Raw genomic sequence first — 15,262 nt, forward strand, 5'->3', positions numbered from 1 at the left:
GTAGACTTTGGTATACAAAGGCCTCATCCGGTTGATCGGCCGTCAGCGCACGAGTACCCTTGACCGAAAATTGGTAAGACCAAAAGGAATAACAATGGAAGTAGGACACATCCGCCAAAGGAGGTTGTCCGACAACATCGTCGAACAGCTGGAAACCATGATTCTGGAGGGCACGCTGCAGCCTGGTGAACGCTTGCCGCCCGAGCGCGCCCTGGCAGAGCAGTTCGGCGTGTCACGGCCGTCATTGCGCGAGGCAGTGCAAAAGCTGGTCGCCAAAGGTTTGCTGATCAGTCGTCAGGGTGGCGGCAATTATGTAAGCGAAACACTGGGCTCCAGTTTTAGCGACCCGCTGCTGGGCCTGCTGGAGGGGCGTCCGGAAGCGCAACGCGACTTACTGGAATTTCGTCATACGCTGGAAGCCGACTGCGCCTATTACGCCGCTCTACGTGCTACCGAGGTAGACCGCCAGCACTTGCAGACCGCGTTCGATGAATTACAGCGCTGCTACGCCAAGGAAGGAAAGGCAACACGCGCCGAAGAAGGCGCAGCAGACGCGCGCTTCCACCTGGCGATTGCCGAGGCTAGTCACAACATGGTGCTACTGCATACCATCCGCGGACTGTTCGACCTGCTCAAACGCAATGTAGTGACTAATATCGGCGGCATGTACGCGCTGCGCAGCGAGACGCGGCTGATGCTGGTTGAACAACATCAGGCTCTGTTTGCTGCGATCATGCAGGGACGCGCAGAAGATGCCCGCAAGATTGCCAGCGAGCACATCAGCTACGTGCAGGACGTATTGGCGCAAAGCCAGGAAGAAAACCGAAGAATGGCGCGAGCGCAGCGTCGCGAGCGCTCGCCTACGCGCTAGGATCAGCTTTTTTCTGGTTTCCCAGCCAGTCTGCCAGCACCTCCGCGCTGTGCTCGCCTAACAGCGGCGGCGCAGTGCGATACTCCACTGGCGTACGCGACAAGCGTATCGGGTTGGCTACCAGCGCCACCTCGCCAGACAGCGCGTGCGGCAGAGTTATCTGCACGCCGCGCGCCTTGATCTGCTCATCGGCAAACACCTGCGCCAGATCGTTGATTGGCCCGCAAGGCACACCGGCTCGCTCCAGCGCAATAATCCACTCGGCGGTAGTGCGAAATACGGTGGCCTGACGGATCAACGGAATAAGCTCGGCGCGGTGCGCGACGCGCTGTGCATTGCTGGCGAAACGCGCATCGCTGGCCCATTCGGGATGTCCCGCTACCTCACAGAAGCGTCGGAACTGCCCGTCGTTACCCACGGTAAGAATGAAATCGCCATCGGCCGTCGGAAAATCCTGATAAGGCACGATGTTGGGATGCGCGTTACCCAGCCGCTGGGGTGGCACGCCGGTGGTCAGGTAGTTAAGTGCCTGGTTACCCAGGCAGGCCACCTGCACGTCCAGCAACGCCAGATCGATATATTGCCCCTGACCGCTGCGCTCTCGCTCGGCCAGCGCGGCCAATACCGCGTTACTGGCATACAAACCGGTAAGAATATCGGTTAGCGCCACACCGACCTTGACCGGCCCTGCGCCCTCTTCTCCGGCAGCCTTGCCCGTCACACTCATCAGGCCACCCATGGCCTGAATCATAAAGTCATAGCCTGCTCGCTTGGCGTACGGCCCAGTCTGACCAAAACCGGTAATCGAACAGTAGATCAGACCCGGATTGAGTTGCTGCAGACTGGCGTAATCCAGCCCGTAAGCCGCCAAGCCGCCGACCTTGAAGTTCTCGATCAGTACGTCCGCCTTGGCCACCAATTCACGCACCTGCTGCTGACCTTCGGCCTGGGTAAAGTCGATGGTAATGGAGCGCTTGTTACGGTTGGCGGACAAGAAATAGGCTGCTTCCGAGGTGTCGCGGCCATCGGCGTCACGCAGATAAGGCGGCCCCCAGGCACGGGTGTCATCACCCACCTCAGGCCGCTCGACCTTAACCACATCGGCCCCCAGATCAGCCAGCATCTGGCCAGCCCAAGGGCCGGCTAATACGCGGGAAAGATCGAGCACTTTAAGACCGGTAAGTGCACCCATAGAGACAGCTCCAAGCGGCAAGCTTCAAGCGCCAAGCTAGCCGTGCAGTTTTAAGGTGAATTCGAAGGAGGCAGCTCTAAGCTTGCAGTACTAACGCAGCAAGCAGGCCCTACTCAGGCCAACTTGCCGCTTGTAGCTTGTAGCTTGTAGCTTGTAGCTTGTAGCTTGTAGCTGCTGCCGTACGGCGTTAGAAAAACGCCTGAAGGCCGGTCTGCGCGCGACCCAGAATCAGCGCGTGCACGTCGTGGGTACCTTCGTAGGTGTTGACCACTTCCAGGTTAACCACGTGGCGAATCACACCGTACTCATCGGAGATACCGTTACCACCGAGCATGTCGCGGGCAACGCGGGCGATGTCCAGCGACTTGCCGCAGGAGTTACGCTTCATGATCGAGGTAATCTCTACTGCAGCAGTACCTTCGTCTTTCATGCGGCCCAGGCGCAGGCAGCCTTGCAGCGCCAGCGTGATTTCGGTCTGCATATCAGCCAGCTTCTTCTGTACCAGCTGAGTTTGCGCCAGCGGACGGCCAAACTGCAGACGATCCATGGTGTACTGGCGGGCGGTGTGCCAGCAGAACTCGGCAGCGCCCAGAGCGCCCCAGGAAATACCGTAACGGGCTGAGTTCAGGCAGGTGAACGGACCTTTCAGACCGGTAACGTGTGGCAGCATGTTCTCTTCTGGTACGAATACATCTTCCATCACGATTTCGCCGGTGATAGAGGTACGCAGGCCAACCTTGCCCTTGATCGCCGGAGCGCTCAGGCCTTTCCAGCCTTTTTCCAGGATGAAGCCGCGAATCACGTCGTCGTCGGTTTTTGCCCAGACGACAAAGACGTCGGCGATGGGGCTGTTGGTGATCCACATCTTGGCGCCTTTCAGCAGGTAACCGCCTTCAGTTGAGCGCGCACGGGTGATCATGGAGCCCGGATCGGAACCATGGTTTGGCTCAGTCAGACCAAAGCAGCCGATAAACTCGCCAGAGGCCAGCTTGGGCAGGTACTTCTGCTTCTGCTCTTCACTACCAAATTCGTTGATCGGTACCATCACCAGAGAAGACTGCACGCTCATCATCGAGCGATAGCCGGAATCCACACGCTCCACTTCACGGGCAATCAGGCCGTAGCACACGTAGTTCAGGCCGCTTCCGCCGTACTCCTCCGGAATGGTCGCGCCCAGCAGGCCCAGCTCACCCATCTCACGGAAGATCTCGACATCGGTCTGCTCGTTGCGGAAGGAGTTGAGCACCCGTGGCATCAACTTGTCCTGGCAGTACTGACGTGCGCTGTCACGCACCATGCGCTCTTCTTCAGTCAACTGCTGGTCCAGCAACAACGGATCTTCCCAATTGAAACTTGCTTTGGATGCGGCCATGAGCACTCCGGTAGTCAGATGTTGGTACAAAGCCCCCTGCGGGAGCATTAGATGACGATAACTGTACGCACAGGGGAATGGGCTAACAAGCGTATTTTGCGCAGGTATTTGTGCTAAATTGGAACTCCGAAAAAACACAGCTGAAAGCTTGGAGCTGAAGGCTGGAAGCTTGAGCACTGCGTGAGTAGCTGCTTTTACTGAGCATAGCCTAACCTCGCAGCCGACGACCTCCGCAAGAGGTGAACTTCCAGCCTTCAGCTTCAAGCTTATAGCTGCTCCGAAGGAGCCCCAATGCGCCGCAAAATTCCGCCGACTCAAGCACTAATCTGCTTTGAATCCTCTGCCCGCCACGAGAGCTTCACCAAGGCGGCAGAGGAACTGTCGCTGACTCAGAGCGCGGTGTGCCGACAGATCGCAAACCTGGAAGAGTTTCTTGATATCCAACTGTTTCGTCGCACCCGTCGCGGGGTCAAGCTGACCGATGCTGGCCAGACCTATAGCCGACGCATCGCCAGCCGACTGGATGCGGTCGAGCGCGACACGCTCTCGGTGATGGGTAATCAGGGCACAGCCACACTGGAACTGGCGCTGGTGCCAACTTTCGGCACGCAGTGGCTACTGCCGCGCCTCGGCGACTTTCTCAAACAACATCCGCAAATCACCATCAACCTGACCAACCGCACGCGCCCGTTTCTGTTTGCCGATACCGAGTTCGACGCGGCCATCTACTTTGGCGACGGTGAATGGTCAGGTACCCAAACGCACTTTTTGATGAAGGAATCGCCGATACCCGTCTGCAGCCCGGGACTGATTGCGCCAGCACAGCAACTAAGTGCCGAGCAAATTGCCAGCCTGCCGTTGTTGCAACAGACCACCCGACCGTATGCTTGGCGACAATGGTTTGCTGCGCTCGACATGCGCGTAGAACATGACCTGAACGGCACGCGACTGGAACTGTTTTCAATGCTCGCCCAGGCCGCCATGCATGGCATGGGCGTTGCGCTGATACCGCCCTTTCTGATCCGCCAGGAGCTAGCCGACGGCCGGCTTATCAGCCCCTGCCCTCAGAGCTTCGACAGCACCAACAGTTACTTTCTGGTGATACCTGAGCGCAAGGCAGAAGCAGCCGCACTAATGGCCTTTGCTACTTGGCTGACGGCAGAAGCTGAGCGCTACCTTGCCCAGACAGAATGAAAGAATAAGCCCGCATAGGGCGCAGTATCCCAGCGCGGATTTCGCTCAAAAAAAAGGGCCTCCGAAGAGACCCTGAGCACAACTTTCTATCGAGCGGATGCGCTTACTGACGCACGCCCTCAACAGTGATGATCAACTCAACATCTTGCGCTGCCGGACCCAGATCGCGCGAGATATCAAAGTCCTTCAAGGTCAGCGTAGTGGTGCCAGAGAAGCCAGCACGATAGCCGCCCCATGGATCATCACCTTCGCCAATAAACTTGGCATCCAGTACCACCGGCTTGGTTACGCCATTGAGCGTAAGGTTGCCGGTGACGTTGGCGGTATCGTCACCCGTCATTGCAACCCCAGTGGACTCGAAGGTCGCGGTAGGATGCTCGGCAACATTCAGGAAATCATCGCTACGCAAATGCTTGTCGCGCTCGGCGTGATTCGAGTCAACGCTGTCAGTGTTGATGCTGACATTGACAGCGCTGCTCTCGGGCTTGTCTGCGTCCCAGCTGAAGTTACCGCTGAAGTCATTGAAGCGACCGTATACAAAGCTATAGCCCAGGTGGCTGATCTTGAAATTGATTGAGGCATGCTGCCCCTCTTTATCAATCACGTAGTCGGCCGCCTGCAACGCACCCGACAGCGCCATCAAGCTACCCAGTGCCAATCCCGCAAATGTCTTTTTCATGCTAACTCTCCTTGCCTTGTTTAAGCCGCATACCAAGCATACGGCGCAATGTGTCATCCCGATCCAGCAGGTGATGCTTTAGTGCGCCCAAAGCGTGCAGGGCCGCCAAACCAATTACGCTGACTGCCAACCAGTAGTGCACAGCGCCAGCACGGTCGGCCTGATCGGGCAGGTTGGTGACCAGCGCTGGCACTTCAAGCCAGCCGAACAGACTAATGCCCTGGCCCTTTGCAGTCGAAATCAGATAACCGCTCAGCACGATAATACCGAGCAGTAAGTAAAGCAGAAGGTGCACCAGAGCCGACAAACTGATCTCCCAGCCCCGATGACCGGCAAGGGGATCAGGCTTGGGATTAGCCAAGCGCCAAACGAGACGCAGCACCAGCAAGACCGCCAAGACCAGACCTATGCTTTTGTGCCAAAAGGGCGCGCTGGTGTAATACGGACTGTAGTAGCCAAGATCCGTCATCCACAGCCCCAACGAGAAAAGCCCGATCACACCCAATGCCATGAGCCAATGCAAAACAACGCTGATCAAACCGTACCGTTGGGCTGTGTTTCGCAAGGACATGTCGTGCTCCATTCAATTGGTGATTATGATCCCATCGAGCGATTAAGACATAAAGCGCAATATTTGGTTCTAAAACATCAAGTTTCCTAATGTTTCAGCCATAAAAAACCTCCCGACGCTTAACGAGGGGAGGTTTTTAAACCTGCAATTAACTAGAAAAAGAGTCTTTTCAGCTCATGCCCCGGATCACTGGCACGCATGAACGCCTCACCCACTAGAAAACTATAAACTTCATGGGCCAGCATGAGCTCAACATCGGTGCGATGAAGTATGCCGCTTTCAGTCACCAGGGTCTTACCCTTGGGAATTTGCGGTAATAACTCCAGAGTCGTATCCAGGGTCACTTCAAAGGTATGCAGGTTACGGTTATTGATACCGATCAAGGGGGTTTCCAGCACAAGCCCACGCTCAAGCTCAGCGGCATCATGTACTTCAACCAGCACATCCAGCCCCTGCTCTTTTGCCGTTGCCGCCAGCTCGCCCATCTGCGCGTCATCCAGACAAGCGGCAATCAGCAAGATGCAGTCGGCACCCAGAGCGCGCGCTTCAACCACTTGATAAGGGTCGACGATGAAATCCTTGCGGATCACCGGCAATGCGCAGGCGTTGCGTGCCTGCTGCAGATAATCGTCATGCCCCTGAAAGAAATCGACATCCGTCAGCACTGACAGACAGGCCGCACCACCCTCGGCATAGCTAAGTGCGATCGCAGCCGGATCAAAATGCTCACGTAGCACGCCTTTACTTGGCGACGCTTTTTTTATTTCTGCGATGACCGCCGGCTTACGCGCCTTGGCGCGGCTCTGCAGGGCGGCAGCAAAACCGCGTGTCGCTGAAGCCGCTGAGGCCATCTGCTCCAGCGTCTGGATAGCAACGCGCGCGCTGCGCTCGGCTACTTCTTCATGCTTGCGGGCAACAATATTTTGCAGAATGGTCGGCACACTCATTGCTCAGCTTCCTCTCTGAACACCTCGGTGAAGGCAATCAGCTCGTTGAGTTTCTCTCGGGCCAGACCGGAATACAGTGCATCCGAGGCTAACTTGACGCCTTCTTGCAGCGAAGTTGCATGGTCCGCCGCATAAAGAGCTGCGCCCGCATTCAGAATAATAATATCGGCCGCCTTCTCACCCGCCTCCGTAGTGCGCTTACCCAGCGCATCGCGAATCAGCGCGAGAGACGCCAGCGGGTCCTCTACCGTCAAACCAATCAGGCTGCGACTTTTGATGCCCAGCTCTTCCGGGCTGACATCGTACTCTCGTACTTCACCATCTTTTAGCTCGGCAATATGACTGGTGGCGGCCAGACTCAGCTCATCCAACCCGTCCTTGGAGTGCACAACCAATACATGCTCGCTACCCAGGCGCTTGAGCACCTCGGCAATCGGCCGGCACAGGGTCGGGGTAAAAACACCAATCACCTGATGTTTGACGCCTGCCGGATTGGTCATCGGCCCGAGCATATTGAATATAGTGCGCAGACCCAGCTCACGACGGGGACCAATGGCGTGCTTCATGGCGCCGTGATGGGCGGGGGCAAACATGAAGCCGACGCCCACGGTCTCAACGCACCGCGCTACCTGCTCGGGCGTGAGGTCCAGATTGACGCCTGCCGCCTCGAGCAAATCAGCACTACCGCTCTTACCAGAGACCGCACGATTGCCGTGCTTGGCAACCTTGCCTCCAGCCGCCGCAACAACCAGCGCGGCAGCGGTAGAAACATTAAAGATATTCGCGCCATCGCCGCCGGTACCACAGGTATCGACCAGACGTTCGGCATCAATGGAGACGGTAGACGCCAGTTCACGCATGACCATGGCAGCGCCGGTGATCTCGTCCAGCGTCTCACTCTTCATGCGTAGTGCGACCAGAAAACCACCCACCTGTGCATCGGTGCACTGGCCGGTCATGATCTGGCGCATAACGTCCTGCATTTCTTCGGTGCTCAGATCCAGCTGATCAACTGCCTTGCTGAGGGCTGCCTTAATATCCATAGATTCTCCTTTGCTCGCCTTTGCTTGCGTTCAGCCGCGCAGGCCGCCCTGCTGCTTGAGAAAATTATCCAGTAGCTCGTGGCCCTGATCCGAGAGAATGGATTCAGGATGGAACTGTACCCCCTCGATCATGAACTCGCGGTGACGCACGCCCATGATCTCGTCCACATTACCCTGCTCATCCTGCGTCCAGCCCGTCAACTCCAGGCACTCGGGCAGGGTTTCGCGGCTGATTACCAGCGAATGATAACGGGTGACGGTCAACGGATTATTCAGCCCGGCAAAGACCCCAAGCCCTTGATGGTAGACCGGACTGGTCTTGCCATGCATCACATGACGCGCGCGCACTACGTCGCCGCCAAATGCCTGGCCGATACTTTGATGGCCCAGACAGATACCCAAAATCGGCAGCTTGCCAGCAAAATGTTTAAGTACCGCGACGGAAACACCCGCCTCGTTAGGAGTGCAAGGGCCGGGCGAGACCACGATGCGTTCGGGGTTGAGCGCTTCGATTTCGGCAACGGTCAGCTCATCGTTACGAACAACCTTAACGTCGGCACCCAGCTCGCCCAGGTACTGCACCACGTTGTAGGTAAAGGAGTCGTAGTTATCAATCATTAACAGCATGGTATTGCTCCTTTACCGGGCGGCTTGTTCAGCCAGGGCGATGGCGCGAAACATGGCGCGGCGCTTGTTGATGGTTTCTTCCCACTCCAGCGCAGGCACCGAGTCAGCGACGATGCCGCCACCGGCCTGCACATGCAGCTCACCGTCTTTGATCACCGCAGTACGGATCGCAATCGCGGTATCCATATTGCCGTTCCACGCCCAGTAACCTACTGCGCCGCCGTAAACACCGCGTTTGACCGGCTCCAACTCATCAATGATTTCCATAGCACGAATCTTGGGCGCACCGGACAAGGTGCCAGCCGGCAAAATAGCGCGCAGCGCGTCCATCGCGTTCAACTCCGGCTTGAGCTGGCCCTGTACGTTGGAAACGATATGCATGACATTGGAATAGCGCTCGATGACCATCTTCTCGGTCAGCTGCACCTTGCCAATTTCCGCTACCCGTCCGACGTCGTTGCGGCCCAGATCGATCAGCATCAAATGCTCGGCGATCTCCTTGGCGTCCGCGAGCAGGTCCTGCTCCAGCGCCAAGTCCTCTTCTTCGGTCGCGCCACGCGGGCGGGTACCGGCGATCGGACGCACGGTCACTTCACCCTCTTCTACGCGCACCAAAACCTCGGGCGAACTGCCGACCACATGGAAGTCGCCGAAGTTGAAGAAGTACATATAAGGTGTCGGATTCTGGCTGCGTAGCGCGCGATACAGATCGATAGGCTCCGCTTTGAAGTCGATGCTCATGCGCTGCGATGGCACGACCTGCATGCAGTCGCCGGCCAGGATGTACTCTTTTACCGTATCCACCGCACGCTCGTAATCTTCGCGGGTAAAGCTGGCGCGGTAATCCAGATCCATATCCACCGACGCGCTCAAATCGAGCAACTTGCGCGGCTGCATGGGCTGCCGCAGCTGTTCCAGCAACTGATCCAGACGCGCATTGGCGTGGGCAAAGGCATCGGCTTGCTCGGGATCAGCCAGCACTATGGCGTGCAGTTTGCCCGCCAGATTGTCGAACACCACCACCTCGTCCGACACCATCAGCAGGATATCCGGCGTTCCCAAAGTGTCCGGATTGACGCTGTTGGCCAGACGCGGCTCGACATAGCGCACGCAGTCGTAACCAAAATAGCCTACCAGGCCGCCATTGAAGCGATGCAGCCCCGGAATCGAAGGCACCCTATAACGGGCCTTGAATTCCTCCACAAAGGCGAGCGGATCGGCGCACTCGTGGCGCTCCTGCTCTACGCCATCTGTCAGCACGGTCGCGGTATGACCATCGACCCGCAGCACAGTGCGTGCAGGCAGCCCGATAATGGAATAACGACCCCACTTTTCGCCGCCCTGCACTGACTCCAGCAGATAGGAGTAGGCACCATCGGCCAGTTTCAGATAGGTAGAAAGCGGGGTTTCGAGGTCGGCCAGCACTTCGCGCACTACGGGTACGCGATTACAGTCCTGAGCGGCCAGGCGAAGAAATTCGTCTTGAGTCATGATCAGCCTCATGGGCAAAAATTGTCGTCACACACAAACCAGAAATGCCTGCGAATCACGCAGGCGAGCGCACATCAGACACGCCAACGCCAGCGGGCGAGCGCCTTGATAACTCTCATCAGTTTGCGGTTGCTGACAAACACGGCTGATCCATCCAGCAGAAGGGGTAACGCAGCAAGACTATATGAGCGCATCAAGTGAATCAACCAGCAAGTCAGGGTTTTCCGCCGCAATCGGCTCACCATGGTTATAACCGTAGCTAACCGCCACAACCGGCACCTTTGCGGCCTTGGCCGCCCGCACATCATTGCGCGAGTCACCCACAAAAAGGGACTGCCCAGCACTAACCCCGGCCTGTTGCATAACCCATAGCAGCGCGCCAGGATCCGGCTTCTGGACTGGCAGCGTATCGCCACCCACCAACCAAGCAAAACGACCGGCCAGGCCTTTCTCTGTCAGCAGCTCAGGAAGAAAGCGCTCCGGCTTGTTGGTCACCAGAGCCAGCTTTACCCCATTCGCCTGCAGCGCGGCCAGCAACTCGGCAGCGCCCGGATACAACTGCGTGCGGGAGTGATCACCAGCGTAACAACGTAAAAAATCGGCCAACGCCGACTGAGCTTCGGTGTCGTTCACATCCGCATGCTGCATATCATCAGCCAGCGCACGACGCACCAACACCGCAGCGCCGTTACCAACCCAGTCACGTACGCGCTCAATACCCGCTGGCGGCCTGTTGCGCAGCGCCAGCATCTGGTCGACGGCTGCCGCCAGATCAGGCACTGAGTCCATCAGCGTGCCATCCAGATCAAACATCACCAGCCGGGGCAGATCGCCAGCAAACAACTGTCGCAGCGCCTGCATATCAGCGCGCGACCTGAGCCAGCTCGCTGCGCATGCGGTCGATAACGGCCTTATAGTCTGGCGTATTGAAGATCGCAGAACCGGCAACAAAGGTATCTGCGCCCGCCTCGGCGATGGCGCGGATGTTATCCACATTCACGCCGCCATCGATTTCCAAGCGGATATCACGACCGCTGGCATCGATCAGCGCCCGCGCTTCGCGCAATTTATCCAGCGTGCCAGGGATAAACTTCTGACCACCAAAGCCGGGGTTGACGCTCATCAGGAGCACCATATCGACCTTATCCATCACGTATTTAAGCGCATCCAGTGAGGTTGCCGGATTAAATACCAGACCGGCCTTGGCGCCACCCTGCTTGATCAGCTGCAGCGAGCGATCCACATGCTCGGAGGCTTCTGGATGGAAGGTGATATAGGACGCACCCGCCTCAAGAAAATCGCCGATGATACGGTCTACCGGCTTGACCATCAGATGCACATCAATCGGCGCAGTAATGCCGTATTTACGCAGCGCTGCACACACCATGGGCCCGATGGTCAGGTTGGGCACGTAGTGGTTGTCCATTACGTCGAAATGCACGATATCGGCGCCGTCAGCCAGCACTTTGTCGACTTCTTCGCCCAAACGGGCAAAATCAGCAGACAGGATGGAAGGGGCAATAGCGTAATCTGGCATAGCAAACCTCAGCGGCGGTAACGATAGGAAATACCGGCCAGTTTACCTCAAGCGAGCCGCAGCTGCGCTGTTATACTCAGACCGAAGTCGCCAAAGGACCCCGTCAAATGCGCGCCATGCTGTTGTTATCCATACTATTGCTGCCTCTATGTGCATTAGCTCAAGAACCAGCGAGCACTGCAGACGCAACCGCAGAGATAGCGGAGCCAGGCACACGAATCGAGTCGCCCTCGCGCAGCGCCCTGTATGAACAGGCACTGGAACGCAAACTACCTACGCAAGAACAACGCAAACTGGACTTCAACGGCGAGTCGCAGCTTGGCCTATATATGCCGGCAGCGAGGCCTGAAGGCCTTGGTGGTGTGCTATTGATTGCGGGGCCCGGCGAGCATGCGGACTGGCCTAATCTGATTGCACCACTGCGCCGCCAGCTGAGCGACGCAGGCTGGAACACCCTCTCAATCGGCCTGCCCGACTCACCACCACTGCCCGACAGTGCGCTGAACGACACCCCAACCGACAACACCGACCCACAAGACGGTGCGGTCGAGCAGGGACTGCAAGCAGCTGACAACCAGCCAGATCAGGCGCCACCAGCAGAGGATGCCGCGGCCGACTACGCCACTCGCTGCACGCAGTTGATCCAGGCGGCCTGGAAGGTGCTGTCTGCAGAGGGAAATGAATATATCACCGTGATCGCGCGCGACGCGTCTGGATACTGGGCACTGCGCGCAGCGAGCCCGCCTGTCAGCGGCCAGCCACCACAGGCGCTGATCCTGTTCCAGCCAAGAGAGCCCGAGCTGGCGGACCAGCCCACCTTCCAACTGCTACTGGAACAGTGGGACAAGCCGCTGCTCGAGCTGATCAATAGCGGTAGCGCTCAGGGAGAGATTCAGGCCAGGGAGCATCAACGCATAGCCCAGCGGGCAGGTCACGATCAGTACAAACAGTGGGACACTGATTATCTGCAGGACTCGATGCTGGCTGAAGACATGCTGCAAAAACGCATTGAGGGCTGGCTGGAACGGCTGGTGGAAACCCAGGCGGCAGGCTCGACCGCATCAGCGAAAGCCGCGATGACGCCTTAAAGTCTCGTAGGCTTCCTGGATACGATGAATCTGCTCACCCGCACCCGACATATTCGGCTCAACCACCCCGCGAGCAATCAGCTTGTCCGGATGATGCAGGCTTAACTGCCTGCGGTAGGCACGTTTAATCTCTTCCGGTGACGCACTCAAATCGACCCGAAGCAAAGCCGCCGCTTGCTGCACAGCATCCTGACTCGCCAGCGGGGCCCGCGCAGAGCTGCGCTGATGACGTTGATGTTTCTGGTGCATGCGCTGCTGCTCGGCACTGCCGACCCCGGCCTTGTTCGACCAGGCATCGAGCAAAACACGAGCATCACTACTGAGCTGCCCTGACAGTACTGCCATGCGCCAGGAGCAATCCAGCAACTCGGCGGCCCGACCTGGTTCGCGGCGGCATAACTGATGCACCAGGGATGTCAATTCCGGCCCCGCACCCTTGCCCGCATTGAAGTCGTGCATAGCCGCCAGCCGGGCCGTCTCGTCCAGGCGATATTGCTGCATTAGATCCCGGGCCAGTTGCAGGTGCGCTGCGGTCACCCGGCCGTTGGCTCGTGCCAACCGCCCCATGCATAGAAACAACACGCGTTCAAAACGCGAGCGTCTGCCACGAATATCACGCAACTTGGTAGACAGATCACGCCAGCGGCGCAGCCGCCAGTGACGGTCCAGCGCATGCCCCAGGACCGCGCCCAACAGCACACCGGGCACGCCGCCGCCAGCAGCGCCGAGCAGCGCACCGATAACCGTCACTGGCCAGAGCATGCGCTAACCCACCGCTCGCGCGCCAGCATCGGCCAGGCGCTGCGGCGTGCCAACATCAATCCAGTCACCGGTAAAATACTCACCACTGACCAACCCCTTATCTGCCGCCTTACGCAGCAAGGGCGCCAACTTGAACGAGCTTACTGGCTGATCCGCTAACAAGTCCGGATGCAATACGGCGATGCCGCTATAGGTCAGTCCAGACTCGCCCGGTTGCGGGTTACTCACTCGCCCTTGCGCAAGTACAAAGTCGCCGTTGACGTTATGCTCAGGATTGGCGATCAGCACCAGGTGCGCCAGCATGCCAGGCGGCATACTCAGGGCAGAAAAGTCATAATTGGTCCAGATATCGCCATTCACCAAGATGAAAGGAGCCTCGCCGAGTAACGGCAACGCCTTGCGAATGCCTCCTCCTGTCTCTAGCGCTTCGCCCTCGGCAGACCACTTGATATCCACTCCGAAGGCAGCGCCATCGGCAAAGTACTGCTGCAACTGCTCGCCCAGCCAGGCATGATTTATCACCAGCTCACTCACACCGGCAGCCGCCAGGGCATCCATATGCCACTGAATCAGGGGCTTGCCTGCTACCGGTAACAGCGGCTTGGGCGTGTGCAGCGTCAACGGGCGCATACGCTCACCTTTGCCAGCAGCCAGAATCATGGCTTTCATGCCGCCAGCCCAAGACTGTCCAGCAGTCGCTGCAAGGGTTGCAGGCGCACGTCGTCTGCACAGGCGTCACGCAGGTAGCGGACGAAACGCGGTGCATCGCGAAGATAATGCGACTTACCGTCACGATGGCAAATACGCGCAAAAATCCCCAGCACCTTTAGATGGCGCTGAACACCCATCAGCCGCGCCTGGTCAAGAAACACCTCTAGCTCACGTGGTAACGGCACGCCAGCCGCCAGGGCCTGAGTCCAGTAACGCGTCAGCCAGCTTTTGCGCTCTGCTGGCGTCCAGCTGAAGAAGGCATCGGCAAACAACGAGGTCGCGTCGTAGCTGGCCGGGCCATAGAGTGCATCCTGAAAGTCCAATACCCCAGGCGCAGCTTCTGCGGTCATCAGGTTGCGCGGCATGTAATCACGATGCACAAACACCTGAGCCTCGCCCAGATTACTCTCCAGCAACAGCGCCTGCAGCTGATCCCAGTCGGCCTGCTCGTGAGCATTGAACGAACGCCCCAGCTCCCGTGCCACATACCAATCAGGAAACAATGCCAGCTCACGCCGAAGCACCGCTTCATCGTAGGGCGGCAGCACGCCAGGCTGACTAGCCAACTGCCACAGCACCAGGGTATCGATTGCGCTGCTGAACATCTGCTCCAGCTGTGCGGCGGTAACGCCGGATTCGATACTCTGCAGGAAGGTTTTAGCCCCCATATCCTCAAGCAGCAGAAAGCCTTGCTGTAGATCACTGGCTAAAATGCGCGGCACTCGCACGCCAGCGGCCTCTAACAAGGCAGCAATACGGACAAAAGGTGTACTGTCTTCGTGCTCGGGCGGCGCATCCATCACAATCAGACTACGCTCTGCTGACTGCCACCGGAAGTAGCGCCGGAAGCTGGCGTCGGCACTGGCTGGCGCCAGCTGTCCAGAGGGTATTCCCTGCCATCCCATGCGGGTAAAGCCTTCTGCGAGAGCAGCCGGCAGCCAACCCTCCAACTGGGTCATTCTTGTATCCATTTTGCTCTTTCTCGTTGCTGCTGTCGGACCGCATCCAACAGCCAGCGTATCTAGTAAGTAGTCGCACTATTGTCATCTATAGCGCCGTCAAGTCCAACGCTGTTGCACAGACTCTGGACTTTTTCCGCGCTTTCCTAGCTCTGGCAGCACCCTATGCTTTATTATCCGGTATCTTGCTGAACAGACACAGCATGCAGAATGCTATC

At 58.0% G+C, this 15,262-nt stretch carries 16 protein-coding genes; 3 read left to right on the forward strand and 13 right to left on the reverse strand.

All coding sequences use genetic code 11. The features are described from left to right. Positions 1 to 94 precede the first annotated feature (94 nt). Positions 95 to 871, forward strand: a complete 777-nt coding sequence (locus H4J77_RS01745; RefSeq protein ID WP_123888304.1) for a GntR family transcriptional regulator — start codon at positions 95 to 97, stop codon at positions 869 to 871. On the opposite strand, the gene H4J77_RS01750 is transcribed toward H4J77_RS01745, so the two are convergent. After that, the gene (locus H4J77_RS01750; protein ID WP_182246790.1) at positions 861 to 2,063 is read right to left on the reverse strand and encodes a CaiB/BaiF CoA-transferase family protein; all 1,203 of its coding nucleotides are present in this window, start codon (positions 2,061 to 2,063) and stop codon (positions 861 to 863) included. The two genes, H4J77_RS01745 and H4J77_RS01750, sit on opposite strands and share 11 nt — an antisense overlap. Before the next feature lie 187 nt (positions 2,064 to 2,250). Then, positions 2,251 to 3,435 (reverse strand): acyl-CoA dehydrogenase, encoded by a 1,185-nt coding sequence (locus tag H4J77_RS01755; protein WP_123888302.1) that lies wholly within the window; start codon positions 3,433 to 3,435, stop codon positions 2,251 to 2,253. Between the two features lie 291 nt (positions 3,436 to 3,726). On the opposite strand from H4J77_RS01755, the gene H4J77_RS01760 reads away from it, so the two are divergent. Beyond that, entirely contained in the window at positions 3,727 to 4,629 is a 903-nt protein-coding gene (locus H4J77_RS01760) for a LysR family transcriptional regulator (protein WP_182246792.1), read from the forward strand. Positions 4,630 to 4,732: 103 nt separating this feature from the next. Here H4J77_RS01760 and H4J77_RS01765 read toward each other — a convergent pair whose 3' ends face one another. From H4J77_RS01765 to rpe, 8 genes are all read right to left on the reverse strand, one after another. Continuing rightward, positions 4,733 to 5,308 (reverse strand): YceI family protein, encoded by a 576-nt coding sequence (locus H4J77_RS01765; RefSeq protein ID WP_182246794.1) that lies wholly within the window; start codon positions 5,306 to 5,308, stop codon positions 4,733 to 4,735. A gap of 1 nt (position 5,309) precedes the next feature. Continuing rightward, positions 5,310 to 5,879 carry a cytochrome b gene (locus H4J77_RS01770; RefSeq protein WP_123888299.1) on the reverse strand — a complete coding sequence of 190 codons (570 nt, stop codon included), beginning with the start codon at positions 5,877 to 5,879 and terminating at the stop codon, positions 5,310 to 5,312. Positions 5,880 to 6,031: 152 nt separating this feature from the next. After that, positions 6,032 to 6,826, reverse strand: coding sequence for an indole-3-glycerol phosphate synthase TrpC (gene trpC, locus H4J77_RS01775; RefSeq protein ID WP_123888298.1), 795 nt, complete (start codon positions 6,824 to 6,826; stop codon positions 6,032 to 6,034). After that, a complete protein-coding gene (gene trpD, locus H4J77_RS01780) occupies positions 6,823 to 7,869 on the reverse strand; it encodes an anthranilate phosphoribosyltransferase (protein WP_182246796.1) in 1,047 nt (348 codons plus the stop codon). Before trpD ends, trpC begins: the two co-directional genes overlap by 4 nt. Before the next feature lie 30 nt (positions 7,870 to 7,899). Continuing rightward, positions 7,900 to 8,496, reverse strand: coding sequence for an aminodeoxychorismate/anthranilate synthase component II (locus H4J77_RS01785; RefSeq protein ID WP_123888296.1), 597 nt, complete (start codon positions 8,494 to 8,496; stop codon positions 7,900 to 7,902). Between the two features lie 12 nt (positions 8,497 to 8,508). Then, positions 8,509 to 9,987, reverse strand: coding sequence for an anthranilate synthase component I (trpE, locus tag H4J77_RS01790; protein ID WP_123888295.1), 1,479 nt, complete (start codon positions 9,985 to 9,987; stop codon positions 8,509 to 8,511). 180 nt (positions 9,988 to 10,167) lie between these two features. Continuing rightward, the gene (locus tag H4J77_RS01795; RefSeq protein ID WP_182246798.1) at positions 10,168 to 10,848 is read right to left on the reverse strand and encodes a phosphoglycolate phosphatase; all 681 of its coding nucleotides are present in this window, start codon (positions 10,846 to 10,848) and stop codon (positions 10,168 to 10,170) included. A gap of 1 nt (position 10,849) precedes the next feature. After that, a complete protein-coding gene (rpe, locus tag H4J77_RS01800; RefSeq protein WP_123888293.1) occupies positions 10,850 to 11,524 on the reverse strand; it encodes a ribulose-phosphate 3-epimerase in 675 nt (224 codons plus the stop codon). 107 nt (positions 11,525 to 11,631) lie between these two features. On the opposite strand from rpe, the gene H4J77_RS01805 reads away from it, so the two are divergent. After that, positions 11,632 to 12,612 (forward strand): DUF3530 family protein, encoded by a 981-nt coding sequence (locus H4J77_RS01805; protein ID WP_123888292.1) that lies wholly within the window; start codon positions 11,632 to 11,634, stop codon positions 12,610 to 12,612. On the opposite strand, the gene djlA is transcribed toward H4J77_RS01805, so the two are convergent. The 3 genes from djlA to H4J77_RS01820 are packed head-to-tail and all read right to left on the reverse strand — an operon-like array spanning position 12,586 to position 15,044. Beyond that, positions 12,586 to 13,374, reverse strand: coding sequence for a co-chaperone DjlA (gene djlA, locus H4J77_RS01810; protein WP_123888291.1), 789 nt, complete (start codon positions 13,372 to 13,374; stop codon positions 12,586 to 12,588). The genes H4J77_RS01805 and djlA overlap by 27 nt on opposite strands. 3 nt (positions 13,375 to 13,377) lie before the next feature. Then, positions 13,378 to 14,043 (reverse strand): N-acetylmuramate alpha-1-phosphate uridylyltransferase MurU, encoded by a 666-nt coding sequence (murU, locus tag H4J77_RS01815; protein ID WP_123888290.1) that lies wholly within the window; start codon positions 14,041 to 14,043, stop codon positions 13,378 to 13,380. Then, positions 14,040 to 15,044 (reverse strand): aminoglycoside phosphotransferase family protein, encoded by a 1,005-nt coding sequence (locus H4J77_RS01820; RefSeq protein WP_158611233.1) that lies wholly within the window; start codon positions 15,042 to 15,044, stop codon positions 14,040 to 14,042. The genes murU and H4J77_RS01820 overlap by 4 nt, the downstream gene beginning before the upstream one ends. Between the last annotated feature and the right edge of the window lie 218 nt (positions 15,045 to 15,262).

Origin of the sequence: Pseudomonas sp. 5Ae-yellow, assembly GCF_014077575.1 — a bacterium.
In the GTDB taxonomy this organism is placed as follows: Bacteria; Pseudomonadota; Gammaproteobacteria; order Pseudomonadales; family Pseudomonadaceae; genus Halopseudomonas; species Halopseudomonas neustonica.

Excerpts from the sequence above, each read along its gene's own strand:
- H4J77_RS01745 (WP_123888304.1), top strand. The coding sequence starts at position 95 with ATGGAAGTAGGACACATCCGCCAAAGGAGGTTGTCCGACAACATCGTC.
- H4J77_RS01750 (WP_182246790.1), bottom strand. The coding sequence starts at position 2,063 with ATGGGTGCACTTACCGGTCTTAAAGTGCTCGATCTTTCCCGCGTATTA.
- H4J77_RS01755 (WP_123888302.1), bottom strand. The coding sequence starts at position 3,435 with ATGGCCGCATCCAAAGCAAGTTTCAATTGGGAAGATCCGTTGTTGCTG.
- H4J77_RS01760 (WP_182246792.1), top strand. The coding sequence starts at position 3,727 with ATGCGCCGCAAAATTCCGCCGACTCAAGCACTAATCTGCTTTGAATCC.
- H4J77_RS01765 (WP_182246794.1), bottom strand. The coding sequence starts at position 5,308 with ATGAAAAAGACATTTGCGGGATTGGCACTGGGTAGCTTGATGGCGCTG.
- H4J77_RS01770 (WP_123888299.1), bottom strand. The coding sequence starts at position 5,879 with ATGTCCTTGCGAAACACAGCCCAACGGTACGGTTTGATCAGCGTTGTT.
- trpC (WP_123888298.1), bottom strand. The coding sequence starts at position 6,826 with ATGAGTGTGCCGACCATTCTGCAAAATATTGTTGCCCGCAAGCATGAA.
- trpD (WP_182246796.1), bottom strand. The coding sequence starts at position 7,869 with ATGGATATTAAGGCAGCCCTCAGCAAGGCAGTTGATCAGCTGGATCTG.
- H4J77_RS01785 (WP_123888296.1), bottom strand. The coding sequence starts at position 8,496 with ATGCTGTTAATGATTGATAACTACGACTCCTTTACCTACAACGTGGTG.
- trpE (WP_123888295.1), bottom strand. The coding sequence starts at position 9,987 with ATGACTCAAGACGAATTTCTTCGCCTGGCCGCTCAGGACTGTAATCGC.
- H4J77_RS01795 (WP_182246798.1), bottom strand. The coding sequence starts at position 10,848 with ATGCAGGCGCTGCGACAGTTGTTTGCTGGCGATCTGCCCCGGCTGGTG.
- rpe (WP_123888293.1), bottom strand. The coding sequence starts at position 11,524 with ATGCCAGATTACGCTATTGCCCCTTCCATCCTGTCTGCTGATTTTGCC.
- H4J77_RS01805 (WP_123888292.1), top strand. The coding sequence starts at position 11,632 with ATGCGCGCCATGCTGTTGTTATCCATACTATTGCTGCCTCTATGTGCA.
- djlA (WP_123888291.1), bottom strand. The coding sequence starts at position 13,374 with ATGCTCTGGCCAGTGACGGTTATCGGTGCGCTGCTCGGCGCTGCTGGC.
- murU (WP_123888290.1), bottom strand. The coding sequence starts at position 14,043 with ATGAAAGCCATGATTCTGGCTGCTGGCAAAGGTGAGCGTATGCGCCCG.
- H4J77_RS01820 (WP_158611233.1), bottom strand. The coding sequence starts at position 15,044 with ATGACCCAGTTGGAGGGTTGGCTGCCGGCTGCTCTCGCAGAAGGCTTT.